This is a genomic window from Streptomyces sp. NPDC101237 (assembly GCF_044767465.1).
Classification (GTDB): domain Bacteria; phylum Actinomycetota; class Actinomycetes; order Streptomycetales; family Streptomycetaceae; genus Streptomyces; species Streptomyces gramineus.
The window spans coordinates 67624-91992 of sequence record NZ_JBIWNY010000002.1 but is presented as its reverse complement, the minus strand read 5'-3'; the positions used below and the strand labels follow the sequence as shown (position 1 = coordinate 91992).

At 71.1% G+C, this 24369-nt stretch carries 25 protein-coding genes and 2 pseudogenes; 9 read left to right on the top strand and 18 right to left on the bottom strand.

Going from position 1 to position 24369, the window contains the following annotated elements:
* The first annotated feature begins 29 nt into the window (after positions 1–29).
* Together ACIRQ9_RS03305 and ACIRQ9_RS03300 are read left to right on the top strand one after the other, a co-directional pair.
* Entirely contained in the window at positions 30–590 is a 561-nt protein-coding gene (locus tag ACIRQ9_RS03305) for a TlpA family protein disulfide reductase (protein ID WP_404166644.1), read from the top strand.
* A 295-nt stretch (positions 591–885) separates the two neighbouring features.
* Positions 886–1149, top strand: a pseudogene (locus ACIRQ9_RS03300) (PLD nuclease N-terminal domain-containing protein); the annotation flags it as partial.
* Between the two features lie 16 nt (positions 1150–1165).
* Here ACIRQ9_RS03300 and ACIRQ9_RS03295 read toward each other — a convergent pair.
* From ACIRQ9_RS03295 to ACIRQ9_RS03285, 3 genes and pseudogenes are all read right to left on the bottom strand, one after another.
* Entirely contained in the window at positions 1166–2866 is a 1701-nt protein-coding gene (locus ACIRQ9_RS03295; protein ID WP_404166641.1) for a LamG-like jellyroll fold domain-containing protein, read from the bottom strand.
* A gap of 123 nt (positions 2867–2989) precedes the next feature.
* A pseudogene (locus tag ACIRQ9_RS03290) lies at positions 2990–3094 on the bottom strand (DUF397 domain-containing protein); the annotation flags it as partial.
* Positions 3063–4025, bottom strand: coding sequence for a Scr1 family TA system antitoxin-like transcriptional regulator (locus ACIRQ9_RS03285; protein ID WP_404166638.1), 963 nt, complete (start codon positions 4023–4025; stop codon positions 3063–3065). The pseudogene ACIRQ9_RS03290 and the gene ACIRQ9_RS03285, both read right to left, overlap by 32 nt.
* A 68-nt stretch (positions 4026–4093) precedes the next feature.
* On the opposite strand from ACIRQ9_RS03285, the gene ACIRQ9_RS03280 reads away from it, so the two are divergent.
* Positions 4094–4732, top strand: coding sequence for a hypothetical protein (locus ACIRQ9_RS03280; protein WP_404166635.1), 639 nt, complete (start codon positions 4094–4096; stop codon positions 4730–4732).
* A gap of 6 nt (positions 4733–4738) precedes the next feature.
* Here the strand turns inward: ACIRQ9_RS03280 and ACIRQ9_RS03275 are convergent, their stop codons facing one another.
* Complete coding sequence (locus ACIRQ9_RS03275) at positions 4739–5092, bottom strand: winged helix-turn-helix transcriptional regulator (RefSeq protein ID WP_404166632.1); 354 nt, start codon at positions 5090–5092, stop codon at positions 4739–4741.
* 129 nt (positions 5093–5221) lie between these two features.
* On the opposite strand from ACIRQ9_RS03275, the gene ACIRQ9_RS03270 reads away from it, so the two are divergent.
* Both ACIRQ9_RS03270 and ACIRQ9_RS03265 read left to right on the top strand, forming a co-directional pair.
* Positions 5222–5872 carry an FMN-dependent NADH-azoreductase gene (locus ACIRQ9_RS03270; protein ID WP_404166629.1) on the top strand — a complete coding sequence of 217 codons (651 nt, stop codon included), beginning with the start codon at positions 5222–5224 and terminating at the stop codon, positions 5870–5872.
* A gap of 117 nt (positions 5873–5989) precedes the next feature.
* Positions 5990–6229: a chaplin gene (locus ACIRQ9_RS03265; RefSeq protein ID WP_351327929.1), complete on the top strand. Its 240-nt coding sequence runs from the start codon at positions 5990–5992 to the stop codon at positions 6227–6229.
* A 75-nt stretch (positions 6230–6304) separates the two neighbouring features.
* Here ACIRQ9_RS03265 and gcvH read toward each other — a convergent pair whose 3' ends face one another.
* Positions 6305–6688, bottom strand: coding sequence for a glycine cleavage system protein GcvH (gene gcvH, locus ACIRQ9_RS03260; RefSeq protein ID WP_404166626.1), 384 nt, complete (start codon positions 6686–6688; stop codon positions 6305–6307).
* 93 nt (positions 6689–6781) lie between these two features.
* Positions 6782–7756 (bottom strand): CorA family divalent cation transporter, encoded by a 975-nt coding sequence (locus ACIRQ9_RS03255; protein ID WP_404166623.1) that lies wholly within the window; start codon positions 7754–7756, stop codon positions 6782–6784.
* A gap of 147 nt (positions 7757–7903) precedes the next feature.
* Here ACIRQ9_RS03255 and ACIRQ9_RS03250 point away from each other — a divergent pair, with 147 nt between their 5' ends.
* From ACIRQ9_RS03250 to ACIRQ9_RS03240, 3 genes are all read left to right on the top strand, one after another.
* Complete coding sequence (locus ACIRQ9_RS03250) at positions 7904–8356, top strand: nucleoside deaminase (RefSeq protein ID WP_404166620.1); 453 nt, start codon at positions 7904–7906, stop codon at positions 8354–8356.
* Between the two features lie 132 nt (positions 8357–8488).
* A complete protein-coding gene (locus ACIRQ9_RS03245) occupies positions 8489–10567 on the top strand; it encodes a hypothetical protein (protein ID WP_404166617.1) in 2079 nt (692 codons plus the stop codon).
* A gap of 14 nt (positions 10568–10581) precedes the next feature.
* Positions 10582–12114 (top strand): ABC transporter substrate-binding protein, encoded by a 1533-nt coding sequence (locus tag ACIRQ9_RS03240; protein ID WP_404166614.1) that lies wholly within the window; start codon positions 10582–10584, stop codon positions 12112–12114.
* Positions 12115–12140: 26 nt separating this feature from the next.
* On the opposite strand, the gene ACIRQ9_RS03235 is transcribed toward ACIRQ9_RS03240, so the two are convergent.
* The 8 genes from ACIRQ9_RS03235 to hemL all read right to left on the bottom strand — a co-directional run bounded on the left by ACIRQ9_RS03235 (position 12141) and on the right by hemL (position 20163).
* Positions 12141–12521, bottom strand: a complete 381-nt coding sequence (locus ACIRQ9_RS03235) for an SRPBCC domain-containing protein (protein WP_404166611.1) — start codon at positions 12519–12521, stop codon at positions 12141–12143.
* A 25-nt stretch (positions 12522–12546) separates the two neighbouring features.
* On the bottom strand, positions 12547–13641 hold the full coding sequence (gene ccsB / locus ACIRQ9_RS03230; protein ID WP_404166608.1) for a c-type cytochrome biogenesis protein CcsB: 1095 nt from the start codon (positions 13639–13641) through the stop codon (positions 12547–12549).
* Positions 13638–15332: a cytochrome c biogenesis protein ResB gene (locus ACIRQ9_RS03225; RefSeq protein ID WP_404166605.1), complete on the bottom strand. Its 1695-nt coding sequence runs from the start codon at positions 15330–15332 to the stop codon at positions 13638–13640. Before ACIRQ9_RS03225 ends, ccsB begins: the two co-directional genes overlap by 4 nt.
* Positions 15333–15335: 3 nt before the next feature.
* Complete coding sequence (locus ACIRQ9_RS03220) at positions 15336–16109, bottom strand: cytochrome c biogenesis CcdA family protein (RefSeq protein ID WP_404166602.1); 774 nt, start codon at positions 16107–16109, stop codon at positions 15336–15338.
* Position 16110: 1 nt separating this feature from the next.
* Positions 16111–16701 (bottom strand): TlpA family protein disulfide reductase, encoded by a 591-nt coding sequence (locus tag ACIRQ9_RS03215; RefSeq protein ID WP_404166599.1) that lies wholly within the window; start codon positions 16699–16701, stop codon positions 16111–16113.
* A 68-nt stretch (positions 16702–16769) separates the two neighbouring features.
* On the bottom strand, positions 16770–18029 hold the full coding sequence (locus ACIRQ9_RS03210) for a hypothetical protein (RefSeq protein ID WP_404166597.1): 1260 nt from the start codon (positions 18027–18029) through the stop codon (positions 16770–16772).
* Positions 18030–18154: 125 nt separating this feature from the next.
* Positions 18155–18838: a histidine phosphatase family protein gene (locus tag ACIRQ9_RS03205; RefSeq protein WP_404166594.1), complete on the bottom strand. Its 684-nt coding sequence runs from the start codon at positions 18836–18838 to the stop codon at positions 18155–18157.
* Entirely contained in the window at positions 18835–20163 is a 1329-nt protein-coding gene (hemL, locus tag ACIRQ9_RS03200) for a glutamate-1-semialdehyde 2,1-aminomutase (RefSeq protein ID WP_404166591.1), read from the bottom strand. Before hemL ends, ACIRQ9_RS03205 begins: the two co-directional genes overlap by 4 nt.
* A gap of 352 nt (positions 20164–20515) precedes the next feature.
* Here hemL and ACIRQ9_RS03195 point away from each other — a divergent pair, with 352 nt between their 5' ends.
* Complete coding sequence (locus tag ACIRQ9_RS03195; RefSeq protein ID WP_404166588.1) at positions 20516–21190, top strand: hypothetical protein; 675 nt, start codon at positions 20516–20518, stop codon at positions 21188–21190.
* Here the strand turns inward: ACIRQ9_RS03195 and ACIRQ9_RS03190 are convergent.
* The 4 genes from ACIRQ9_RS03190 to ACIRQ9_RS03175 form a co-directional block, all read right to left on the bottom strand.
* A complete protein-coding gene (locus ACIRQ9_RS03190; protein WP_404166586.1) occupies positions 21169–22023 on the bottom strand; it encodes a tyrosine-type recombinase/integrase in 855 nt (284 codons plus the stop codon). The two genes, ACIRQ9_RS03195 and ACIRQ9_RS03190, sit on opposite strands and share 22 nt — an antisense overlap.
* A 240-nt stretch (positions 22024–22263) precedes the next feature.
* Positions 22264–22548, bottom strand: coding sequence for a hypothetical protein (locus ACIRQ9_RS03185; RefSeq protein WP_404166583.1), 285 nt, complete (start codon positions 22546–22548; stop codon positions 22264–22266).
* 444 nt (positions 22549–22992) lie between these two features.
* Positions 22993–23478, bottom strand: a complete 486-nt coding sequence (locus tag ACIRQ9_RS03180; protein WP_404167504.1) for a hypothetical protein — start codon at positions 23476–23478, stop codon at positions 22993–22995.
* Positions 23479–23495: 17 nt separating this feature from the next.
* Entirely contained in the window at positions 23496–24314 is an 819-nt protein-coding gene (locus ACIRQ9_RS03175) for a hypothetical protein (protein ID WP_404166581.1), read from the bottom strand.
* Positions 24315–24369 lie beyond the last annotated feature (55 nt).

Sequence of the window (24369 nt, the reverse complement as noted above, 5' to 3'; positions counted from 1 at the left end):
GGGGATGCCCCCTGCGATACTCGTCGGCCGTGACAGTCCGCCGCCGGATCAGCCGGTTACCGCTGCTCGTCCTGCCGCTCGTGCTCGCCGCCTGCGCACCCGGTCAGGACACCGCCGACTCGCCGGTGTCCGCGCTGACCCGCGTCGCGGCCGCCGACCGCCCGGCGGCCCCCGACCTGTCGGGCGACGGCCTGGACGGCAGGGCGGTACGGCTCGCCGACTACCGTGGCCGCGTCGTCGTCCTGAACGTGTGGGCCTCCTGGTGTGGGCCCTGCCGGGCCGAGGCGCCCGAACTGTCCAAGGCTCAGGAGGAGTTGGACAGCAAAGGGGTCCAGGTGCTCGGGGTGGACACGGACGCCGGACGGGACAGCGGGCGGTCCTTCGAGAAGGCGCACGGGCTGGTCTACCCGAGCCTGCACGACCCCGGCTCCCGCAAGATGCTCCGGCTGCCCCAGGGCTACGCGCCGCGGGCGCTGCCGTACACCCTCTTCATCGACCGGGCCGGGCGGATCGCCGCGAAGTACCTGGGTCCGCTCACTGCGGCGGACGTACGCACGATCGTCGGCCCGCTGCTGGCCGAGAAGGCGTGATCAGCGCGCGCTCGAGACCATGCGTCCTGCGGGCGCGCCGTCGGGTGCGGGTCCGTCGGGGCCTGTCGCGCAGTTCCCCGCGCCCCTCGAAGAAACGGCGCTGTGGTGCGCCCCGTCAGGGGCGGGGAACTGCGCGATCAGCGCCCACGCACCCGCACGTCCACGCTGACGCACACGTCGGTCGGCGCCGCGTCAGGCCGAACACCGGCGACTTCAGCCCCTACGTCACCGGTGCGGCGGGGGTTGTCGGGCAGTTCGGCGCGCCCCTGAGCGGGCACCCGCTACCCTGGCCGCCATGCTCAGGTATCTGCCTTTTCTGCTGGTCCTCGCGCTGTGGATCTATGCCTTCGTGGACTGCCTGAACACCCCCGAGGAGGAGGTCCGCGCGCTGCCGAAGCTGGTGTGGGTGCTGATCATCCTGCTCTTCGGCGAGGTGCTGGTCGGCCCGGTGGCCTGGCTGGTCGCGGGCCGGGCGCGGCAGCCGCGCGAGCGGTGGGTCGCGCCGGACGACAACCCCGAGTTCCTGAAGTCCCTGAAGCCGGAGGACCCGCGCACCGACTGACCGGCGCGTTCCGCTAGAGCAGCGCCTTGACCTGGGCCGCGGTCAGCGGACGTTGGAACACCTGGACCTGTCTGATCGAACCCGGGAACCAGTCGGCGGGTCCGCCGCCCGCGGTGGCGCGGCCGATCACCAGCGGGCCGTCGGCTGCCACCGGGTCGCCGTCGTCGACGCCCGCCTCCTGGACGCCGTCGACGTACAGGATCATCTGGTGGCGCCGGTCCTCGTAGACGCCGACCAGGTGGGTCCAGACGTCCGGCTTCGGGACGGTGAACGACAGGGCGCGCAGGTCGGGCCTGGCGAACGCCCAGCGGTTCTCGGCGGCCGCGTACTGGAGGTAGAAACCGCTGACGGCCCCGGCGTCCTGGCTGACGGCGGTCGCGAACCCGGCCGGCAGCGTGCTCAGCGCCACCCACGCCGAGACGGTGAAGCCGTGGCCCTCGTCGGTCCGCAGCACGGGCCCCGCGGTCATGATCTGGCTGGTGCCGCCGTCGAACAGCGGGGCACCGTCCTTGCCGCGGCCCCAGCCGACCCGGGCCGCCGTGCCGTCGTACCGGCCGGTGTCGTCGGCGGCGACCGCGCCCGAGGTCTCGTCCAGCGGCCAGGCGGCGAGCGGTGACGGGACGGAGACGGACCCGCCGGAGTGCTTCGGCGACGAAGCGGCCCCGCCGCGGCCGACGAGGCGCGCGACCGGTACGGCCGCGAGCGCGGCGACGGCGAGCGCTCCGCCGGACAGCAGCAGGGTGCGGCGGCCGGTGCCGGGGTTCCGCCGGTCCGGCACCGGCTGCGGCGCGGCTTCGAGCCGTGTCAGCGGGCGGGTCGCGACGGGGCGCGGGACGGGACGGGTGACGTCCGCCGCGGGATCGGCCGCGGGGGCGTCCGCGGGCCGCGGGGGCGGCGCGGTGGCGTCGGCCGTGAAGCCGGTCCGGGCCAGGATCTCGCGCGGAGTGGGCCGCCTGGCCGGGTCCTTGGCCAGGCAGGCGGCGATCAGGGAGGCGAGGTCCGGGTCGGTGACGGCGGTGATGTCGGGCCCGTCGTGCACCACCCGGTAGAGCAGCGCCGGAGTGGACCCTTCGCCGAAGGGGTTGGCGCCCGTGGCCGCGAAGGCCAGCACCGCTCCGAGCGCGAACACGTCGCCGGCGCCGGTGACCTCGCCGCCCTCGACCTGCTCCGGTGACATGAACCCGGGCGAGCCGATCATGAGTCCGGCCCTCGTGATGGTCTCGGACTCCACGCTGCGGGCGATGCCGAAGTCGATGACCCGCGGCCCGTCGTCGGCGAGCAGCACGTTCGACGGCTTCAGGTCCCGGTGCACGAGGTGCGCCGCGTGGATGGAGATGAGCGCCTCGGCCAGCCCGGCGGCCAGCCGGAGCACGGCGTCGGCGGCCAGCGGCCCGCGCGCGGCGACGGCGTCCTCGAGCGAGGGTCCGGCGATGTAGCTGGTGACCAGCCATGGCAGCGGGGCGTCCGGGTCGGCGTCCACGACGGGTGCGGTGAAGGCACCGCTCACCCTGCGGGCGGCCTCCACCTCGCGCCGGAACCGCGACCTGAACTCGTGCTGTCCGGCGACCAGTTCGGCGTGCACCACTTTGACGGCCACTGACCGGCCGCCCGGCGAGCGGCCGAGGAAGACCCGGCCCATGCCGCCCGCGCCGAGCCGTCCGAGCAGCTGGTACTCCCCGACGGAGCGCGGATCGCCGGGCTCCAGAGCTGCCACGACCCCTCCCGCACCGCTGACTCCCGAAGACCCGGTCAGCATAGGACCGCGGGCCGGCCCGACTGGCCAATTCTGGCCCCCTCGAGGCAAGTTGCCCTCGGGTCTGCCCTCGCGGACAGGCCGCTACACGGAGGCGACGAAGGCGCCCCACGCGGCCCGGCCGAGGATCAGGACGGGCCCGTCGGGGGTCTTGCTGTCACGGACGGGGACGACGGAGGTGAACTCGGGGGCGAATTCGAGGCAGTCGCCCGCGTTGGCTCCGCTGTGGCTGCTCTTGATCCAGGTCGCCGCGCTCAACTGCTGCTGGGTCATGCTCGCCGTACTCCTTCATCAACTTGCCGATCAGAGCGGCGGATTCGTGGGATGACGGAGTCTCCGCACGGAGCACATCATAGATTCGGCTGTACTCGGCGTAGTCCTCTGGATCGTTGTGAAAGTGGCCGCGCGTCCGCGATTCCGAGTAGATCCAGTGCTCTCCGTCGGGCAGTGCCACCAGCAGCATCGACTTGTCGGGGCGCGCGATGTCGAAGCGGTCGGCCGGAACGATCTGGATACGGATATTGGGCAGCTTGCCCACCCGCAGAAGGTGCGCGCACTGGTCACGCATCACGGCGGGGCTCCCCACCGAGTGGCGCAGGCAACTCTCGTCCATCACGACGACGTACGTAGGTCCGCCCTGGGCGAGGTAGCGCGGCTGTCGACTCAGCCGGGCCCTGACCCGCTTGTCCAGCAAGTCACCGTCGGCTCGCTGGGAGAGCAGCGCTCGCGCGTAGTCGGGCGTCTGCAACAGGCCTGGCACGAGCATGACTTGGTAGGTGTACAGCGCGACGGCGTTCGCCTCCATGTCCACCATGCGCTGGAACCAATCCGGATGCTCCACCTGCGGATACCAGTCCACCCTCCCCCACAGCCGCATCAACACTCCACCCGTGCGGAGCACTTCGTCGCACTTCTTCGCGAACGAGTCCGACGGCACCCGGGTGCCCGCCTCCACCCGCGCCACCAGGGACCGGTCGCACGGGATCTGCCGGGCCAGCGCCTCCTGGGTGAGCAGTGCCTCCTCGCGGTAGTGCCGTAACAGCTCGCCGAAGAACTCCGCGTTGGTGGTCACCGCGACCGGCCCCCTCTGTGACAGGTGCCGGTGGCACGCGTCCGGCATTGATACCGACCGTTCCCGTCCGCAACGCTCGGCACACCCAGAGTTACGAAGGTGGCGTCGGAGCGCACATGACTGAGCACATCGAAATCGGGATCGAAGCGGGAACGGTCGTCTACGACACCCGTGCGGACAAGGTCGGCGAGTACCGGGGACAGGCCGGACCGTACGCCCTGCTGCGGCCGCTCGGCGGCGGCCGGGAGTGGGAGGCGCGGCCCGAGTCGGTGCGGCCCGCGACGGCCGAGGAACGGCTCGGCGCGGAGGTGCGGGCGGCCAACCACCGCTCCCGCACGCTGAGTCACCCGGTCGCGGACTCCCCGGCACCGGAACCGGTGGCCGGCTGCGCGGCCTGCGCCGAGTTCGCCGGGCGGCGGCGGCAGGCGGCGGCGCGGTCGGACGCGAGCGCGGTGACCGACGCCGACGTGCTGCTGCGACGGCACCTGCGCCGCGATCACTGGGGCACCAGGCCCCGCCGGTTCTTCCGCTTCGTGCCGTACCTGATCACGCAGGACGAGACCGCCGAGCCGGAGTACGCGGCGTACTGCGTCTCCGGGGACGAGGCGGACTGCGGCGCGGAGTCGGGGCCGTGCGGGTCGCCCGGAGCGGTGGAGGAGTGGCAGCGGCGGCACACCCGGGACACCCGGCACCTGCGGTACCGGCGCAGCTTCACGGACTACGCGGTGCTGGAGCCGGAGAGCGTCCGGCCCTGAGGCGGGTCAGCAGGACGAGTCGTCGGGCAGGTGTTCCTTCGCCCACGCGCCGAGTTCCTTCAGCGAGGGCTCCAGGGCGGCGCCGGCCGCGGTCAGGCGGTAGGAGACCCGCAGCGGCGGGCCCTCGTCGACCTCGCGCACGACGAGTCCGGCGGCGCCGAGTTCGGTGAGGCGGTCGGAGAGCATGCGCTCGCTGATGCCGGGGATGGCGCGGCGCAGGGTGGCGAAGTGCGTCGGCCGGTCCAGCAGGACGGACAGGATCGGGCCGTTCCAGCGCTTTCCCAGCACCTGGAAGACACGCGTGATACCGACGTCCACCGCCTTGCACTGCTCCGGGTCGTGCGTCTGATCCACCGCCATGGCTTCAGGGTACAGGCCCAGGACAGAGGGGGGTGAAAAAAAGTAAGCACCTGTGTTATCTATAGCTGAGTACGAATTCTCAGCCCGCGTCTCGCGCCGGGCTCGCCCTCCCTGTGTCTGGAGACCTCCATGGCCACCCTTCTCCACATCGACTCGTCCCTCCTCCCGGGCGGAGCGTCCGCCTCCCGCGCCGTCACCGAGGCCTTCCGTGCGGCATGGCAGGAGCAGCACCCCGGCGGCACGGTGGTCTACCGCGACCTGGCCGCGGACCCGGTTCCGCACATCACCGCGCACAGCCACACCGCCGGATTCGCCGATCCCGCCACCCACAGCCCCGAGCAGGCGGCGGCCTTCGCGGAGCGCGTGCGGCTGATCGAGGAGCTGGAGCAGGCGGACGCGATCCTCATAGGCGCCCCGATGTACAACTTCACGATCCCCTCGACGCTCAAGGCGTGGCTGGACAACGTGATCCTGTTCGGCCGGACCGGCGGCGAGAACCCGTCCGCCAAGGGCACGCCGGTCACCGTCGTGGCCAGCCGCGGCGGTTCGTACGCTCCGGGCACCCCGCGGGAGTCGTTCGAGTACGTGCAGAACTACCTGGAGGCGGTCCTCTCCGGTGCCCTCGGCCTCGAAGTCGACTTCATCGTCCCGGAGCTGACGATGGCTCCGCAGAACCCGGCCATGACCGAGCTGGTGCCGCTGTACGAGGCCTCCCGCGACCGTGCCCTCCAGGACGCGGCCGCCAAGGCGAAGGACCTCGCGGCCCGCCTCGCCGCGTAGCGGCCCGGCGCAGCGGTCCGGCGCAGCGGATTGCGCCGATCGGCCCAGCTCCGCATGCGGGTCCGGTGGCGGGCGGTTGTGATGGACGCGTTGTCATCCCGCTACCAGGAGGCCTTCATGCGCATCCGTGCTCTCGCCGTCACCGGCGCCATCGCCGCCACCCTCGCCCTGGGCACCACCGCCGCCTACGCCGACAACGGTGCCGACGCCACCGGTTCCGCGGCCAACAGCCCGGGTCTGCTGTCGGGCAACGTCGTCCAGGTGCCGGTCAGCATCCCGGTCAACCTGTGCGGCGACAGCATCAACGTGATCGGCCTGCTCAACCCGGCGGCGGCCAACGCCTGCACCAACGGCTGACACGGCCGGAACACCACCCGCGGAGCCTGCCGAGGACCTCTGTCCTGCGGCGGGCTCCGCGCGTGCGTGGCGGTCCTAGTCCCCCTCGGAAGCGAGGTACTTCTCGTACGCGTCGGCGCTCAGCAGCCCGTCGAGCTGCTTCTTGTCGGAGATCTGGAACCTGATCATCCAGGTGTCGTGCGGCTCCATGTTGATCAGCTCGGGTTCGGACTCCAGATCCGGGTTCACCTCGCCGACCTTGCCGCCGACCGGCATGTAGAGCGCGCTCACCGACTTCACGGACTCCACGGTGCCGAACTCCTCGTTCGCCGGGACGGTCATCCCCACGCTCGGCACGTCGACGAACACGATGTCACCGAGCTGCTTCTGGGCGTACTCGGTGATCCCCACCTCGGCGGTGCCACCGTTGACGCGGACCCATTCGTGTTCCTTCGTGTACTTGCGGTCGGTCGGATACATGGCGCGGCTCCTTCGAGGTCGGTGGGCGCAATCAGCCTGCCACCATCGTCGCTCTGGGTAACGGGGAGCGACGGTTCGGATACGCCTTCCGGTCTAGTCGTCGTCCCGCAGCCGCCGCCAGACACGGGTGCGGTGCAGGACGTAGCCGGCGGCGGCGACGGCCACGACCTGGAGACCGACGGCCAGCAGCCAGAACTCGTCGCGGGTCTCCAGCTTGTCCGTCAGGAAGGTGAAGTTCATGCCGAAGAACCCGGTCAGGAAGGACAGCGGCAGGAAGATCACCGACACGATGGCCAGCCGGTTGATGACACCGTTCTGTTCGCCCGCGATCAGCGACGAGTAGCTGGCGAGGGCGCGGCGCGCGGCATCCTGGAGGGACTCGACGTCCGTGCGGACTAGCCGGGCCGCGCGGACGAACTCCCGTGCCAGCCGCTGCCGTTCGGCCGGGAAGTCGCTGCTCATCATCCGGCGGGAGACCACGTCGTCGACCGCCTGGAGGTAGGGCAGCAGCGAGTGGTGCAGCAGCGCGGCCCGGCGGCGCAGCTGGGACAGCCGGTAGATCTGCTCGGGGCGCCGGTGCTCGAACATGGCGTCCTCCAGTTCCTCCACCTGGAGCAGCGCCCGTACGGTGGCCCGGCGGAAGGTGGCCAGCGCCTCCTGGAGCAGCAGGAACAGCGTGGCCACCGCGTCCCGCGGCCGCTCCCGGCACAACTGCGCGGTGAAGCCCGACGCCAGGACGTCCTGGCCCCAGTGGGCGGCCACCACGAAACGCTCGCCGGCCAGCACGTGCACGTAGGCGATCGTGTCGTCGACGACCACCGGGACGACGAAACCGGCGAGGTCACCGAGGAACTCGGCCCGCGACGCCTCGTCCGCCCGGCCGAACCACGCCAGGTCCGCGTCGTCCAGGCCGAGCAGGCGGCCCGCCGGGCCGTCCACCGGATCCGCCTCGTCGAGCAACTGGACCCCGAGCAGCAGGAACGGGTCCTCGGCGATCAGCCGCCGCGCCTCGGCCGGGGACACCCGCGTCCGGCCCCCGTCCGGCACCGACACCCTCGTCACGATCATCGCCCTCACCGCCCTCGGCCACCGTCCCAGCCTCCGCACGGCCGGCGCCCCGCGCACGCCGGGACGCCCGTCTGCCCGTCCGGCGGCCACCTACGGGTGAGGACGCGGCCCGTTGCCCCGCCGCCGCGGGCACCGCACAGTGAGGACATGGACCAGCAGCAGGCACGGACCTGGCTCGCCACCGCCGTCACCGAGGCCCGCGCCGGGCTCGCCGAGGGCGGCATCCCGATCGGTGCCGCGCTCTACGGCGCCGACGGCACCCTGCTCGGCCGCGGGCACAACCGGCGGGTGCAGGACGGCGACCCGTCCCTGCACGCCGAGACCGCCGCCTTCCGCGCGGCGGGACGGCAGCGCTCGTACCGGGGCACCACCATGGTGACGACCCTGTCGCCGTGCTGGTACTGCTCGGGCCTGGTCCGCCAGTTCGGGATCTCCCGGGTGGTGATCGGCGAGGCGGTCACCTTCCACGGCGGCCACGACTGGCTGGCCGAACACGGCGTGGAGATCGTCCTGCTGGACGACCCGGAGTGCACCGCCCTGATGCGCGCCTTCACCAGGGACCACCCGGCCCTGTGGAACGAGGACATCGGCGAGGACTGACTCCGTCACGTCCGCACCTCCGACACCGCCGAAGACGTCACTCCCGGTGCCGGTTTCGTAACCATACGGACATCACTCGGTCTGGCCCGGAGCAACCACCCCTTCCTACACTGGTGTCAGGGGGGAGATGCCTTGCACAGACGGTTGCACGGGCGCGGGGCACTGTTCGACGTGGAGCCGGCCGGGCTCATACCGAGGATCGTCGGGTTACGGCCGTACCAGCATCGCGCGCATCCCCCGGAACACCTCGGCGAGCTGCCGTTCGTCGTGCTGACCGGGGCCCGGGGGCTCGGCAAGAGCGCGGTGCTCGGCGAGTTACGGGACGCCTACCAGGGGCACACTCCGGTCGCGCTCGCCGACTGCGCGGAGGCGCAGTTCGCGGCCCCGCCCACCGAACGGCCCGCCGAGTCCTGGTCACCGCTCGGGCAGCTCCTGCTGGTCGTCGCCGAGCAGCTCGCGGAACCGGTGACCGGCGCCGGGCGGATCACCTTCCCGCGTCTCATGTCGGGACTGGTCGCGGTGGCCGCCGGCGGCTGGGGCGACGCCGACTCGGAGCGGATCCGGCGCGAGGTGGAACGGATCCTGCTGCTCAACGAGAGCGGCTCCTGGATCAGCGGCCTCGCGGGACGCTGGGCCGGGAAGGTGGCCGCGAAGGTGGTGGCCGCCGCCACCGGCACCGGGCCGCTGGTCTCCGGCGCCATCGAGGCCACCCTGGAGTCGGTCGCCGAGGGCTTCACCAGCCGCCGGCACCAGAAGGCGTCGGTCTGGTACCGCACGTACCCCAACGCGGGCGGCCACGCCCAGCGCGGACTGATCCTGCTGTCCGGGCACTTCCGGGCCGGCGGCACCTCACGGGAGCACGCCGAGCGCTACCTCGTACGGGCCCTGCTCGCCGACCTGGCCGAGGCGTACGCGGGCGTGCTGCCCCGGATGCAGCGGCTCGGCCGTCCGCTGGCGCTGGTCGACAACGCGCAGGCCGGGCCCGGTCCCGGCCTGCTGGACGCCGTGCTGAAGGACCGCGCCGACGGGATCGCCGACCAGGTGGCGTTCGTCGCCGGACTGCGCGGCGACGGCCGGGAGCTGCTGCGCAACGGCGTGCGGCGCGAGCTGGCCGAGGTGGCACGGCACACCGAGTGGGCACCGGACGCGGCCGCGCCCACCTCCCGGGCCCTGCTGGTGGCGTTACCGCCGCTCTCCCCCGACGACACCCTGCACCTCGTCGCCGCCCCGGCCGTGCCCCAGCTCCCGCACGCCGTCCACCGGCTGACCGGAGGCAACCCGCTGGGCACCACCGTGCTCGCCGAGGCCGCGGCCCAGCACCCGGACCGGGCCGGCACCCTCGCCGACCTGCTGACGGCCGAGGTACGGCTGGCCGAGGACGGCCCCGCGGCCCCCGCGTACGCCCAGCTCCTGGACCGGCTGGTCCCCGAGGACCGGCTGGACGAACTGACCGTCCTGGCCGCCGCCCACGACTACGGCTCGGCGTGCGCCCTGGCCGAGGCGCTGCTCCCGGACGACTTCGGCCCCTCGGGCGTACGGGCGTTGCAGGACCTGCTGGCCGAGGAGGGCATGCCGGTCAGGTACGGGCAGTTCGTCGGCGACCGCTTCGTCCGCACCCTGCTGCTGCTCCGGCTGCACCTGCGCGACGCCGACCACGGCGACTGGCGCACGGTCCACGAGACCCTGATCGACTTCTACACCGGCGACTGGCCGGCCGGCTTCAGGCTGCACCTGCAGCTGGCGCTCGGCGAGACCGACCAGGCCGTCGCCCATCTCCGCGACACCTTCCTGACCGTGGAGACCCCCGTCTGGCTGCGCACCCTGCGGTTCCTCGCCTCCGCGCCCTACTTCCACGCCCACGACGCCGCGGGCCGCGACTTCGCCGGGCACGGCGACCGGCGGGCGGCGGTGGCGCTGGGCCGCACCGACGCGCGCCACCCGGTGCCCGAGGGCGCCGACCCCGTACTGCACCTGCGGGTACGGCGGCTGCTGCACGCCCTGTGGTACCTCACCGACCCGCTGGTGGTGCCCGACGCGAGGGTGGGCGACCGGCTGCGCTTCGAACTGGAGCAGCTGTCCAACCTGCGCCCGGCCGACAACGCCCTGCTGTGGCAGGCCTCCCGGGCCTGGCCCGCGGCGGCCCTGGCCGGACGGCCGCCGCAGGCGGACGGCGACGACGAGGACGACGACGAGCGGAACGGGGTGGTGTGATGGCACGGCGGCGCATGGGCACGTGGTTGCGCGAGGGCGTCTGGGAGATCCCGCTGCGCCGCTACCTCGCCCTGCTGGTCGCGGCGGCACTGGTCGCCGGAGCGGTGATCGGGATACGGGCGGCCGTGCGCGAGGACCGGTCCTGCGCGCCGGGAGTGGCCCGGCCGGAGGGCGGCGACGAGTGCGTGGGCGTGGCGACCACGGCGTTCGACTTCGGGCATCCGCAGCTGCGCGCGACCGTGGAGGCGATCGCCCGGGAGAACGCCCGTCTCGCACCGGGGCGTTACGTGACGGTCGCGCTGATGCTGCCGTACACCGCGACCGCGGCGGCCAGCCTCGCCGACATAGAGCACGAGCTGCAGGGCGCCTATCTGGCCCAGTACCAGGCCAACCACGACTCCAACGGCCAGTCGCCGGCGATCCGGCTGGTGCTGGCCAACCCCGGTGCCACCAGCCGGTACTGGAAGGAGATGGTGGACCGGCTGGCGGCCATGACCGGCGGCCCGGACCGGCTGCGGGCGGTGGCCGGGGTCGGGCAGAGCACCGACGACAACAAGAAGGCCGTCAAGGAGCTGACCCGGCGGGGCATCCCGGTGGTCGGCTCGTCGATCACCGCCGACGACCTCGCCAACGGGCCGGGCGGCAAGGACCCGTACCCGGGGCTGGCACGGGTGGCCCCGACCAACACCGACGAGGCCCGGGCGCTCGCCTCCTTCGCCAAGGTCGGCGCCGGCCGGGCGCTGCTGGTGTACGACAGGCCGGGTGACCCGTACACGCGGACGCTGCAGACGTCGTTCGCCGCGCTGATCAAGGGGTCGCCCTACGAGCCGCAGCCGTTCACGCCGCCGGCCGACCGCAGCGAGGAGGGCACGACCGCGAACACGTTCCGGCAGATCACCAACCTGATCTGCGACACCTCGCGGTCGACCGACACGATCCTGTTCGCCGGACGGCACACGCAGCTGCGGCAGTTCATCAACGCGCTGGGCGGACGGGGCTGCCAGGACCGGAAGTTCACGGTGCTGACCGGGGACGAGGGGTCGTACCTCACCGGCGAGAAGCACCTGGACCGTGACGCTCTGAGGCACCGCCTGTCCGTCCGCTACACCGCGCTCGCGCACCCGGACGCGTGGCGCAAGGGCAGCCCGGCGACGGGTGGTTCGACGGCCGCGGCGCAGACGCTGACCCGGCTGCTGACCAGCGCCGAGAGGTCACCGGTCGGGCCGATCGGTCCGGTGGCCCTGGAGGACGGACAGCTGATCATCGCGTACGACGCGATCCGGCTCGCGGTGCACGGGATCCGCGAGGCGGTGCCGCAGGGCAGGTCGGTGCCCGCGCTCGCCGACGTCGGACTCCAGTGGCCGCAGGTGAAGGGGTCGCTGCGGGTGGACGGGGCGAGCGGGTGGATCTGCCTGGACGTGCACGGCAATCCGTACGACAAGGCGGTGCCGATCGTGGAGCTGCGGCCGGAGGGCGGGTCGCGGTTCGTGACCCTCGCCTGGCCGGAGGGGAAGCCGCCGGGAGCGGAGTGCCTGCCGCCGTCCTGAGACGCGGACCCCGTGCACCCCGGTCCTCACTCCGCCAGGAGCTCGGTCAGACGCTCGAAACGACTCGACCACCGCTGCTCGGTGGCCGTCTCGTGGTCGGACTCGTCGGAGCCGTCGGAGCCGTCGGAGTCGAGGGTGAAGCGCAGGAGCGTGCCCGACCCGCCGTCGGGTTCCAGGTGGAAGCGGAGCCTGTCGCCGCCGTCCACCGTGTACTCGGCGATCCGGTCGACGTCCCAGGCGGTCACCCGGCCCGTGCCCAGCTCACCCAGGGTGACCATGCCGTCGAGTCTCGGTTGCAGGACGTCGACCGGGGTGAGCCAGGCGGCCAGGCCCTCCGCGGTGGAGAGGCTCGGCCAGACCTGGCCCATGGGCCTCGGCAGTCGGATCAGCAGCTGAAGGACGGCCATGGGACCAGTGTGGCCCCCCGGTGGCTCACACGCCCGCGTAGGAATGCTTGCCGGTGACGAAGATGTTGACGCCGTAGTAGTTGAACAGCCAGCAGCCGAAGGCGAGCATCGCCAGGTAGGCGGCCTTGCGGCCCTTCCATCCCGCGGTGGCGCGGGCGTGCAGGTAGCAGGCGTAGGCGACCCACGTGATGAAGGACCAGGTCTCCTTCGGGTCCCAGTTCCAGTACCGGCCCCAGGCACTGCCCGCCCAGATCGCACCCGCGATGATCGTGAACGTCCACAGCGGGAAGACCGCCGCGTTGACGCGGTAGGCGAACTTGTCCAGCGAGGCCGACGCGGGCAGGCGTTCCAGGACCGAGGTGGCGAAGCGGCCGGGGGTGCCGCCGGTCTCCAGCTTGTTCTCGTAGGAGTCCTTGAACAGGTAGAGGATCGTGGCGACCGCGCCGACGTAGAAGACCGCGCCGCAGAAGATGGCGGTGGAGACGTGGATGTAGAGCCAGTACGAGTGCAGGGCCGGGACCAGCGGCTCGCTCGCCGTGTAGAGGACGGTGACCGCCAGACCGAGGTCCAGCAGGACCGTGGTGATCAGGAAGAGGCCCATCCAGCGGACGTTCTTCTTCAGCGTCAGCAGCCCGAGGTAGATGCCGACGGCGACCGTGGAGAACGTGATGTTGAACTCGTACATGTTGCCCCACGGCGCCCGCTGCACGGAGGCGGCCCGGGTGATCACACCGGCCAGCTCCACGAGGAAGGCGAGGACCGTGAGGGAGATCGCGATCCGGCCGTAGAGGTCGCCCTGCTCGTCGCCGCCGTGCGCGCCGGGACCGTCCGGCACGTCACGCGAGCCCGCCGCGGAGCGGACGACGACCTTCGGGCGTTCCAGGACGGCGGTGCCGCCGGCCTTCTTGACCGTGACCGCGGGCGCCTTCTTCGCCGCGGTCTCGGTGGTGAGCGCGTTGGCGGTCCTGGCGACCCGGCTGCGGCTGCCGAGCAGCCACTCGAAGATGTAGGCGAAGAAGGCCAGCGTGTAGACGGCCATCGAGGAGTAGACGAGCGTGTTGCTCATGCTCGCGAGATGCTCGTTGGTCGCGGCGAGCGTGGTTGCGGCGGCGGAAGTCATCGCTTCTCAGCCCCTTCGGCAGGTACGGGGGATGCTGCTGACTGGTCGTCTTCGTCGGGGTCGGGAGCCCCCGGCGCCTGGTCGTAGAGAATGTCCGCGAGGTCGCCCAGTTCCTCGGGCACCTTCGCCGACTCGCTGCGGCCGAGCCCGGCCATCTCGACGACGGTGACGCCGTCGGGACCCGGCACGGCCCGCACCCAGACGCGGCGGCGCTGGATGAACAGCGAAGCGGCGAGGCCGAAGATCGCGGCGAGCGCGCCGCCCAGCGCCCAGCCGCTGCCGGGCTCCTGGACGATCTCGAAGCCGGCCCATTCCTTGATGTCCTTCTCGAACGTCACGGAGCCGGCGCCGTCGGGCAGCCGCATGGTCTGCCCGGGCCTCAGGTTGTCGCGGAACTGCGCCCCCTTGGAGTCCTTGAACTCCTTCATGTGGGACTTGTCGAGCTGGTAGACGCTCTGCGGGATGCCCGAGTCGACGCCCAGGTCGCCGTGGTACGGCGTCAGGTTCAGCACCGGGTTGTCCAGCGCCGGGAAGGTGGACAGCACCGAGGAGCCGCCGCCGTAGGTCGGCAGGAAGAACGCCGAGATGCCGAGCTGCTCGCTGACGCCCTTGGCGTTCTTGTAGCCGTCCATCACCTTGACCACGCCCTGCGAGGTGACGTTCGCGTCGAGCGGGAGCAGCGGGACGGCGTCGTGGTAGACGACCTCGCCCTTGGCGTCGCGGACCGTGACGACGGGGGCGTAGCCGTGGCTGACGAGGTAGACCTTGGCGTCGTCGATGCGCAGCGGCTGGTTCACCTTGACGGTGGTCCGCTTCGACCTGCCGTAGGCGCCCTCGCTGTAGTCGATGTCGGCGCTGAAGGTGACCGGGGTGCCCTTGCTGGGGCCGCTGGTCTGGTAGCTGGCCTTGAAGTTCTTCAGGTCGAAGCTGAACGGCACCAGGTCGTCGGTCCTGAACAGGGAGCCGGACTTGAAGTCGTCGTACTGGAGGATCGAGTTGGCGAACCCGTCGCCCTCGACGACCAGCTTGGTGCCGTCCGACTTGTACATCTGGCCGGAGGCGAACGCGATCAGCATCACGATCAGCGCGACGTGGAAGACCAGGTTGCCGAACTCGCGGACGTAGCCCTTCTCGGCGGCGACCGCTTCGCCGACGAGGTGGGAGCGGAAGCGGCGCCTCTTCAGCAGGGTCAGCGCCGCGTCACGGACCTCCTCGGGCGCGGCCGTGGTCCGCCAGGTGGTGTACGCCGGGAGCCGGTCCAGCCGCTTCGGCGCGCCCGGCGGACGGCCGCGCAGCTGGCCCACGAACTGCCAGGCGCGCGGGATGATGCAGCCGACGAGGGAGACGAACAGCAGGATGTAGATCGCCGAGAACCACACCGAGCTGTAGACGTGGAACAGGCCGAGCTTGTCGTACAGGGGCGACAGCGTCCTGTGGGCCTTCTGGAACTCGGCGACCTTGTTGATGTCGGCGCCGCTCTGCGGGATCAGCGAACCGGGGATCGCGCCCAGCGACAGCAGCAGGAGCAGCAGCAGCGCGACCCGCATGGAGGTCAGCTGCCGCCAGAACCAGCGGGCCCAGCCGACGACGCCGAGCCCTGGGGCCGCCGGTGGCTCGACCGGCGCGGTGGAGAGCTGAGAACCCGCCTCGCCGAGGTCCGGCTCGGTGGTCCCGGTTTCGGTGTTGCTCATCGATCAGATCCCCACAGTGAAGCCGGTGGACCAGGACTGCATGTCCTGCACGAGACGGTCCCAGGCGCCCGTCAGCAGCAGCACACCGGTCACGATCATCATCGTGCCGCCGATGCGCATCACCCAGACATAGTGGCGCTTGACCCAGCCGAAGGCGCCGAGCGCCTTGCGGAAGGCGACCGCGGTGAGCACGAACGGGACACCGAGCCCCAGGCAGTAGGCGACGGTCAGTATGGCACCGCGGCCGGCGCTGCCCTGCTGTGACGACAGGGCGATCACGGAGGCGAGGGTCGGTCCGATGCACGGCGTCCAGCCGATCCCGAACAGCGCGCCGAGCAGCGGCGCTCCGACCAGTCCGGCCACCGGCCGCCGGTGGAAGCGGAACTCGCGCTGGGTGAACCAGGGCATCAGGCCCATGAAGAACACACCCATGGCGATCATCAGCACGCCGAGCACCTTGGCGAGGGTGCCGGACTGCTCCTGGAGGTTCTGGCCGAAGTAGCCGAACAGCGCCCCGCCGGAGACGAAGACGGCGGTGAAGCCGAGGACGAAGAGTGCGGCGCCGGTGGCCATCCGGCCGCGCCGGGCCTCGGCCAGGTCGGTGCCGGCGACCCCGGTGACGTACGACAGGTAGCCCGGGACGAGCGGCAGCACGCAGGGCGAGAAGAAGGAGACGAGTCCACCGAGCAGCGCGATCGGCAGGGCGATCAGCAGGGCCCCGCTGAAGACGGTCTCGTTGCGGCCGGTCTCCGCGGCGACCGTCAGGAGTGCGCTCACGTCACTTCTCCGCGACGACCGGCTTGATCATCTTTTGCAGGTTCTCCTCGCTGAGCGCCGCGAGCGAGCGCGCCGCGACGTTGCCCTGCCGGTCGAGGACCAGGGTGGAGGGGATCGCCTGCGGGTTGAGCGTGCCCTTCTTGAAGCGGAGCATCAGCTTGCCCGTCGGGTCGTACAGGCTCGGGTAGCCGATGCCGTTCTGCTTCTCGAAGGCGACCGCGGAGCCGGTGCTGGTGTCCCGGGTGTTGATGCCGACGAACTGGACGCCCTGGCCCGCGTACTGCTTGGAGACGGCGGCGAAGTAGGGCGCCTCGGCGCGGCACGGGCTGCACCAGGAGCCCCATACGTTGAGGACCACGACCTTGCCCTTGTAGTCCGCGACGTCGAGGGTGCTGCCGTCGATGGTCCTGCCCGACAGGTCGGGGGCCGCCGCGCGGTGGCCCTTCGCGACCGTGTCGATGCCGTTCTTGCCGGTGACGAAGTTGGTGTTGCCGCCACCGCCCGAGGTACCGCCGGAGCCGCACGCGGACAGGGTCAGAGCCGCCGCGGCGGCCATGGCGCCGAGCAGGACGGCGCGGCTACGGGTACTCATGTGAAAAGTTTCGCATGCCCGTTCTGGGGATCTTGCGCACCCCCCTGGGTCCGGGAGGCGCACCCGGTTCAGGCCGCGGTGCCCTGCTTGAGGAGCGTCTTCCAGCCGCCCGCCGGCCGCTGCCCGACGTCCAGCGTGCGCAGCTTCTCCAGGACCTCGGGCTTCTGGACGTCCATCCAGTCCACGAACTGGCGGAAGGAGACCAGACGCACGTCCGCGCCCTTCTCCTTCTCACGGGCGATGTGCTTGAAGGCCTCCTCGACGGAGTCCATGTAGATCCCGCCGTTCCACTGCTCGAAGTGGTTGCCTATGAAGAACGGCGCCCGGTTCGTCGTGTATGCCCGCTCGAATCCGGCTATGTACGACTGTGCGGACTGCTTGCGCCAGCCCGGGTAGTTGTAGGCCGGGGCCTTGGTCGAGTTGACCGACTGGTTGGCGAGCATGTTGTAGTCCATGGACAGGACCTCGAAGGAGCGGCCCGGGAAGGGGATCTGCTGCAACGGCAGGTCCCAGACGCCCAGCTTCTTCTGCGGCCAGACCTGGCGGCCGCCCGGCGAGGAGGCGTCGTAGCGCCAGCCGAGGTCGCGGGCGGTGGGCAGCAGGTTGTTCTGGCCGAGCAGGCAGGGCGTGCGGCCGCCGACCAGTTCCTTGTCGTAGTCGAAGGGCAGGGACGGCAGGTCGGTCCAGCCGCTGTTGGTCCGCCACTCCTTCACGAACGCCTTGGCCTGGTCGATCTCGCTGCGCCACTGCTTGGGCGTCCAGTTGCCGACCGTGCCGTAGCCGCCGCAGAAGTGCCCGTTGAAGTGGGTGCCTATCTCGTGCCCTTCGAGCCAGGCGCGGTGGACGTTGGCCAGCGTCGCCTTGACGTGCTCGTCGGTGAGGTAGCCGATGTCGGAGGCGCCCCGCGGGTTGTTCGGCGGGTTGTAGAGCCGCTTCTTCGACTCGGGCAGGAGATACAGCCCCGAGAGGAAGAAGGTCATCGACGCGCCGTGTTCCTTGGCCAGGTCCAGGAAGCGCGGGAAGAGGCCGTTGCCGACCTCGCCGGCGCCGTCCCAGGAGAAGATCACGAACTGCGGCGGGGTCTGACCCGGCTCCAGCGGCTCGGGGGCCGCGGGCTGGTGGGGCTGCTTGCCGGTGTTCGAGGTGGAACCGTCACCGATGGGGCGGGCGGTGGGCTTGGGCTTGGGCGTTCCGGACGGGGTTGCGCCGGAACCGCCGGCATGGGTCGCGCCGTCCGACGATGTGTGACTCCCACAGCCGGCGAGGCCCAGTCCGGCCGCGGCGCCCGCGCCGACGCCGAGTAGTCCCCTTCGGGTGAAGGTCCGCATGGTTCCCCGATTCGTCACGTCCGCTGGTGGTCACTCATTCAGAGGCCGGGACGAACCGGGAGGTTCCATGAGGAACAACATATTTTCAGATTAATTTAAGGAAATGGCTTTCAGGGGTGCGGACTTCACGCCCCGAAGGCCTTGCCCTTCCCCTGCACCGGCTTGGCACCGGCCCGGAGGTGAGCCGGGACCAGATCGATGGCCGGCTCGGAGTACCCGACGGAAACGATCCTGTCCCCTTGATAGGTGAAAGTCGTCAGGGAGGCGAGGGTGCACTGCCGCTTGCGCGGATCGTGCCACAGCCGGCGCTTCTCGACGTAGGACCGCAGGATCCAGATCGGCAGCTGGTGGCTGACCAGTACCGCCTCGTGGCCGCGGGCCCGGTCCTTGGCCGCGTCCAGCGCGCCCCGCATCCGGACGACCTGGTCGACGTACGGCTCGCCCCAGGACGGCCGGAACGGGTTGACGAGGTGCTTCCAGTTGGCGGGCTTCTTGAGCGCACCGTCGCCGACCCCGAAGGTCTTGCCCTGGAAGATGTTCTTCGCCTCGATCAGCCGCTCGTCGGTGGCGAGGTCGAGACCGTGCGCCTTGGCGATCGGTGTGGCGGTCTCCTGCGCACGCTCCAGCGGCGAGGCGACGACGTACGTCACGTCCCGCGAGGCGAGGTGCTCGGCGACCCGGTCGGCCATCTTCCGGCCCAGCTCGGAGAGGTGGTAGCCGGGAAGTCTGCCGTAGAGCACCCCGTCGGGGTTGTCGACCTCGCCGTGCCGCATCACGTGCACGACGGTGATGTCCTGCTGCTCGCTCATGCTGCCGTGGCCTCCGCGGCCGCTCGGGCCGCCGCCGGAAGGGCGTCGGCGATCTTCTGGATGGCCCGGTCGTCGTGGGCCGTGGAGACGAACCAGGACTCGAAGGACGACGGCGGCAGGTAGACGCCGTCGGAGAGGAGGGAATGGAAGAACGCGGTGAACCGGAACGACTCCTGGGCCCGCGCGTCCTCGTAGTTGCGCACCGGACGGTTGGTGAAGAAGACGGAGAACATGTTGGACGCCTTCTGCACCTGGTGCGCCACGCCCTCCTTGTTCAGCGCCTCCGAGACCAGCGCCTGGATCTGCGCGGATACGGCGTCGACCTTCTCGTAGGCCGCGTCGTCCAGCAGCCGCAGCTGGGCCAGCCCGGCGGCAGTGGCGACCGGGTTCCCGGAGAGGGTGCCGGCCTGGTAGACCGGCCCGGCCGGCGCGAGGTGCGCCATGACGTCCGCACGTCCGCCGAAGGCGGCCGCCGGGAACCCGCCGCCCATCACCTTCCCGAAGGTCATGAGGTCGGGCACCACTCCGTCGATGCCGAACCATCCGGCGCGGCTGGTCCGGAACCCGGTCATGACCTCGTCGGAGATGTACAGGGCGCCGTTCTTGTGGCAGGTGTCCCTGACCCCCTGGTTGAACCCGGGCGCGGGCGGCACCACGCCCATGTTGCCCGGCGAGGCCTCGGTGATCACGCAGGCGATCTCCCCGGGGTGCCGGTGGAAGGCCTCCTGCACGGCTTCGAGATCGTTGTACGGCAGCACGATCGTGTCGCCGGCCTGGGCGCCGGTGACACCGGGGGTGTCGGGCAGCGCGAAGGTGGCGACCCCGCTGCCGGCCGCCGCGAGCAGCGAGTCGACGTGACCGTGGTAACACCCGGCGAACTTGATCACCTTGGTGCGCCGGGTGAATCCGCGGGCCAGCCGGATGGCGCTCATGGTGGCCTCGGTCCCGCTGCTGACCAGCCGCACCTGCTCCAGCGGCTCGATCCGGGCGACCATCTCCTCGGCGAGGGCGACCTCGCCCTCGCCGGGCGTGCCGAAGGAGGTGCCGCGGGAGACGGCGTCCTGGACGGCGGCGATGACCTCGGGGTGGGAGTGGCCGAGGATCATCGGCCCCCAGGAGCAGACGAGGTCGACGTACTCGCGGCCGTCGGCGTCGGTGAGGTAGGCCCCCTTGCCGGAGACCATGAAGCGGGGGGTGCCGCCGACGGCACGGAAGGCGCGCACCGGGGAGTTCACGCCGCCGGGCGTGACCGCGGAGGCGCGGTCGAAGAGCGCCTGTGAGACGGGCGCGTCGTAGGGATAGGGCGTTTCGCTCTGGGCACTCATGGCGTGCGGCTTCTCCGGCTTCTCGGACTCCGGTTGCTGGGTGACCTCCTCAGGGTAGGCGGAGCAGCCTGCTCTGCTCGCAGCGACGGGGGCCTTCGCGGGGCGGACGCGCTGGCGGCGGGGCTTCTCGCACGGGTAATCGGCGGGCCCGGCGCAGGGCCCGGAGCATCTGCGAGACTGTGACCCGATACACCCAGCTCATCCGGTACAGAGCCGGCCGGAGGCTGTAAAGATCCTGCGGACTGATGTTTCGACGCACGTTTCGGCGGGCGGCCGTGGGGGAGGTCACTGACACGATGATCGGGTTGCGCGGCGGGGGCCACGCGTCCTAGAAAAGCAGTCGGGTGGAGATATGCATCGCGGTGGCGGACTGGGCGAGGGGACTGACGACCTGGGTCCTCGACGTGCCCGGCGGGGAAGGCACCGACGCGACGCGGAGGAAGCGGCTGAGGCAGCACGTCAGGAACAGAGCGGCGTACCGAGTGAGTCCGAGCGGCGCGACCGACGTATCGATCAGTGGGACCAGAGGGGTCAGCGGATCGATCGCCGGATCGACCGTCCGGAGAGCGGTAGCAGGAATGGTGGTCGGGTGGGGGTGACGTACAAATACTTCGGCGCACCGGACGGCGCGACCGCGGCCCGGGTCCCGATCTCGATGCGCCCCGAGGAACTCGGCGGCGACGAGCTCGGCATGAACGGCATGTTCACCAAGATCAAGCCGGAGACCATGGCCGCGATGGTGCTGACGGGCATCGAAGGCGTGCCTCTGAACAAGGTGCCGCCCCTGGAGCTGGTCGTCCTGCACCCGGACTACGCGGTCGTCAAGCTCCCCATGACCGTCGTGGACCCGCTGCGCGGCATAGGCGAGGAAGCGGTCGGCGCGGCGGCCTTCATCTGGTCGACGGTCCCGGACCGGGGCGGCCCGAGGGACGCGTTCAACGTGTACCAGCTGCTGCACGAGTGGCAGGACTTCAGCCATCGGTTGCATGAGGCGGGGCATCAGCCTTATTGCCTGGTGTGGCCCTGACCTGGGGTCTTGCTAGTAGCGGGCGGGGTCTTCGGGCCTCGCCCTTTTTGGTGCCGGAGGGGGCCGTCAGGCGGCCAGGGCACATTGAGGGCACATGGGTTTCGCTGGGGCGCTGATGTGCCCTGGGTGCCGGGCCTGTCGTCCTCGTCTTCTGCGCCGGCTTCTGCCTCGGCTTCTGTGAAGACGTCGTCGATCGCCTTGCGGGTGCGGGTCTCGCTGGACGGCAGCAGATGCGTGTACGTCCGCAGCGTGAAACCCGGGTCCGAGTGTCCGAGGTAATCGGAGAGCGCCTTGATGCTCTCCCCCGCGTCCAGGAGCACGGAGGCGTAGGCGTGCCGGAGGGCGTGCATGCCGTCTTCCGGAGCCACCTGGAGGTAGCGCGCGCTCCGCGCTCGGGGAGGGATCACGCCGACGGCGGCCAAGGCGCGCCGCCAGTCACCCATGTCGAAGACGCTGCGGTTGTAGGCCCGCCCTTCCTGGTCGACGAAGAGGAGGCGGAAGGTTTTCGGCTCGCCGTCCGGCTTGGTCCACGGCAGGGTGACCTCGACCGGCGGGAACTCCTTCATGCGCGCCTTGAGGGCTGCGGCGAGTTGAGCCGACAGGGGGCACTGACCGGATCCTGTTGCCCTCGGGTTCTGCGCGTAGGCGACGAGCGTCTGCTTCGTCTCGGCGGGGACGACGTAGGAGCCCTGCCGGATCTCGACGTCGGCCTCGGCGGCGCGGTTGTCCGCCTGGGCCTTCGTGTGGGAGTTCTCCTTGCGCTGGTGGCCGTCCAGGTCGCGGTAGCGGACCTGCCAACGCTTGCCGATGCCGTGGTCGGCGGTGGGGACCATCCGCTTCGTACGGCAAGGGCGAACCGGTGTTCTACTCCGGTTCCACCCTCGCCCCCGACCTCTCCCTCCCTCAGATCCGCCGACGCCACGCCACCACCAGCCCCGAACCGGTCACCGTCCGGCCGGGAAATCCGTGGCACCAGGCCGCCGCCGCCACCGAACGCATTCCCCACCACCTCACCCACGGCGACGACCCCCACGGGGCAGGGACAGCTGGTCGCAGACGGGGCCGCACTGGACCTACTGCCGGTCACCGCACCGTCTGCGCTGAAGGCCGAACTCGAACAGGCCGCGGCCGTCTTCGAGCGCGCCGCCCGCTCCCGCATCGCCGCCGACCTGGACAGCACACGCGTCTTGCGCCGCAGCATCCAGGCGATCTGGAAGGACCCCGCACGGCACGAGGACGGTGCCGGGCTGGCGATGCTGCTGGACGTCGCGCTCACCGCGATCGCCTACGCGATTCACTGGCACCGCACCCGCCAGCATGCCCAACAGGAGGCAGCAGCGGAACAAGCCCTCGTCCATCTGCAGGTCGCGTACGCGCAGGTCGCCGACCGGGTCCTGACAGACCTCGCGCGCCGTGCCCCGGCCTCCAGACCAAGCGCCGCTACGCCCACCACCTCCAGCAGGCGGTACCGGAACACGTCGGGCGCATTCTCAACGACCCCGCGTGGGACGCACTCGCCACCGTGCTCGCCGAGGCAGAAGCGGCAGGACACAACCCGGCCACCGTCCTCGATCGGGCGCTCGGCCAGCGCACCCTGGACGATGCCCTCAGCCCCGCCCGCGCGCTGACTTGGCGCATCCGACGCCTCGGTGAACGCCACGCCCCCGGCCCACGAGCCCAGGCAGCCACCGCTCGCCACTCCGCGCAACGCCGGAGCCCGTTTCTCCCCCGCAGTTCCGTTCTCACCGGAGTTCAAGGGGCAGCGACACTGATCGCGTCCGCCGACGTCAGGCTCATGGAACTCAGCCCCTGCGAGTTGCCCCGTCCGGCCAGACCACGTCTACAGGGACGCCCGCCGCTTGTGCCTCCAGGACGGTATCGGCGGTGCCACCGCCCTTGCCGGTGGGCGGTTCGCCGCTCCATACGGCCACAAGCCGGTCTGCGCGTTCGATGAGGACGGCGTTCGCGGCCTCGTACGCCTGCCGGTTGGCCGTCTCGTGCGGGAGGACGAGAACTTCCCCAGCAGCTTCGAGAAGGCGGTCGAAGAGGGCGGCGTGATCGGGCTTGACCTTGTTCTGGCGGTAGTCCTGGGAGGGGACGACGACGGTCAGGCGTCCTCCCGCAGCCAGAACTGCTTCAGCGAAGAGGGAGTCGGCGCCTTTGGCGATGCAGGAGACACCGACGAGATCGTCGGCGTACTGCTTGAGCAGGTCGTCCAGGGCGGTGCGGACCAGAGGAATGCTGTCCTCGGTCAGGTCCATGTGCCCGGTCACCGCGATGGTCGTCACGGTCGTCATGCTCCTTCTCAGGTCGACAGCAGGTCGCGGATCCTATCGCGGGCCTCGCGCACGGGGCGGGCCGCGCTGTTGCCCACGGTGTACGGGTACAGCTCGCCCAGCTGGGTGCGGACCCTGTTCGAGCGGGTCTCGCTCGCCGCGTCCACCGCTCGGTGCGTCTCCGCCACGGCGCCGGTCAGGTCGCCGAGGAGGAAGTGGCACTGGGCCAGGCCGATACGGTCGAGGGCATGGCTGCGGCCGGCTTCGGGACCGCGCTGGGCGACGGCGTGGCGGATCTCTCCGGCTGCGGCTTCGGCGTGTTTCTTCGGGTTCTGGCGGGCGAGTTCGAGGAGTCTGCCACCGGTGGTGCCGGCGAGTTCCGCCTCATCGAAGTAGGCGATCCAGTACGGCTCTTCGGCCGGCCTGGCGTCTGCCAGCGCCTCGGTCGCCTGGGTGGTGGCGCGGTGGAAGGCGGCGGTGCGGCCCATCGCCGCGTACGCCCACGCCTCGCGGGTGTGGAGCATGGCGCGCACTCTGGGGCCGGCGACCGATCGTGCTCCGTCCTGGGCCAGGCGGACCAGTTCGAGGGCGTCCTGGGGCTGCTCCCGGTAGAGCATCTGGCGGGCCATGCCCGCGAGGACGTTGGCGCCGAAGACCATGTCGCCGCCGGCGTGGGAAGCGCGAAGGGCCAGGAGATAGTAACTCTGTGCTCGACGCTGAAGGCCGGTGTCCCAGGCCATGGTGGCCGCTGTGCCTGCCAGTTGGGCCATGACCTGGTACAGGCGCCGTTCGACCCTGGGTACCTGGTATTCGTCGAGATGAGCGGCGACCTCGCTGAGCTGGCCCAAGACCGCCTTGCGGCGCAGGCCGCCGCCGTACTTGTGGTCCCAGGCACGGAAGGCA

What these genes read in the sequence shown, in the direction of transcription:
- ACIRQ9_RS03205 (WP_404166594.1), bottom strand. Translation starts at nt 18,838, where the DNA reads ATGAGCGAGCAGCAGGACATCACCGTCGTGCACGTGATGCGGCACGGC.
- ACIRQ9_RS03265 (WP_351327929.1), top strand. Translation starts at nt 5,990, where the DNA reads ATGCGCATCCGTGCTCTCGCCGTCACCGGCGCCATCGCCGCCACCCTC.
- ACIRQ9_RS03185 (WP_404166583.1), bottom strand. Translation starts at nt 22,548, where the DNA reads ATGGACGAGGGCTTGTTCCGCTGCTGCCTCCTGTTGGGCATGCTGGCG.
- ACIRQ9_RS03235 (WP_404166611.1), bottom strand. Translation starts at nt 12,521, where the DNA reads ATGGCCGTCCTTCAGCTGCTGATCCGACTGCCGAGGCCCATGGGCCAG.
- ACIRQ9_RS03275 (WP_404166632.1), bottom strand. Translation starts at nt 5,092, where the DNA reads ATGGCGGTGGATCAGACGCACGACCCGGAGCAGTGCAAGGCGGTGGAC.
- ACIRQ9_RS03215 (WP_404166599.1), bottom strand. Translation starts at nt 16,701, where the DNA reads ATGAGTACCCGTAGCCGCGCCGTCCTGCTCGGCGCCATGGCCGCCGCG.
- ACIRQ9_RS03270 (WP_404166629.1), top strand. Translation starts at nt 5,222, where the DNA reads ATGGCCACCCTTCTCCACATCGACTCGTCCCTCCTCCCGGGCGGAGCG.
- ACIRQ9_RS03280 (WP_404166635.1), top strand. Translation starts at nt 4,094, where the DNA reads ATGACTGAGCACATCGAAATCGGGATCGAAGCGGGAACGGTCGTCTAC.
- ACIRQ9_RS03285 (WP_404166638.1), bottom strand. Translation starts at nt 4,025, where the DNA reads ATGCCGGACGCGTGCCACCGGCACCTGTCACAGAGGGGGCCGGTCGCG.
- ACIRQ9_RS03195 (WP_404166588.1), top strand. Translation starts at nt 20,516, where the DNA reads ATGCATCGCGGTGGCGGACTGGGCGAGGGGACTGACGACCTGGGTCCT.
- ACIRQ9_RS03210 (WP_404166597.1), bottom strand. Translation starts at nt 18,029, where the DNA reads ATGCGGACCTTCACCCGAAGGGGACTACTCGGCGTCGGCGCGGGCGCC.
- gcvH (WP_404166626.1), bottom strand. Translation starts at nt 6,688, where the DNA reads ATGTATCCGACCGACCGCAAGTACACGAAGGAACACGAATGGGTCCGC.
- ACIRQ9_RS03255 (WP_404166623.1), bottom strand. Translation starts at nt 7,756, where the DNA reads ATGATCGTGACGAGGGTGTCGGTGCCGGACGGGGGCCGGACGCGGGTG.
- ACIRQ9_RS03240 (WP_404166614.1), top strand. Translation starts at nt 10,582, where the DNA reads ATGGGCACGTGGTTGCGCGAGGGCGTCTGGGAGATCCCGCTGCGCCGC.
- ACIRQ9_RS03250 (WP_404166620.1), top strand. Translation starts at nt 7,904, where the DNA reads ATGGACCAGCAGCAGGCACGGACCTGGCTCGCCACCGCCGTCACCGAG.
- hemL (WP_404166591.1), bottom strand. Translation starts at nt 20,163, where the DNA reads ATGAGTGCCCAGAGCGAAACGCCCTATCCCTACGACGCGCCCGTCTCA.
- ACIRQ9_RS03190 (WP_404166586.1), bottom strand. Translation starts at nt 22,023, where the DNA reads ATGGTCCCCACCGCCGACCACGGCATCGGCAAGCGTTGGCAGGTCCGC.
- ACIRQ9_RS03225 (WP_404166605.1), bottom strand. Translation starts at nt 15,332, where the DNA reads ATGAGCAACACCGAAACCGGGACCACCGAGCCGGACCTCGGCGAGGCG.
- ccsB (WP_404166608.1), bottom strand. Translation starts at nt 13,641, where the DNA reads ATGACTTCCGCCGCCGCAACCACGCTCGCCGCGACCAACGAGCATCTC.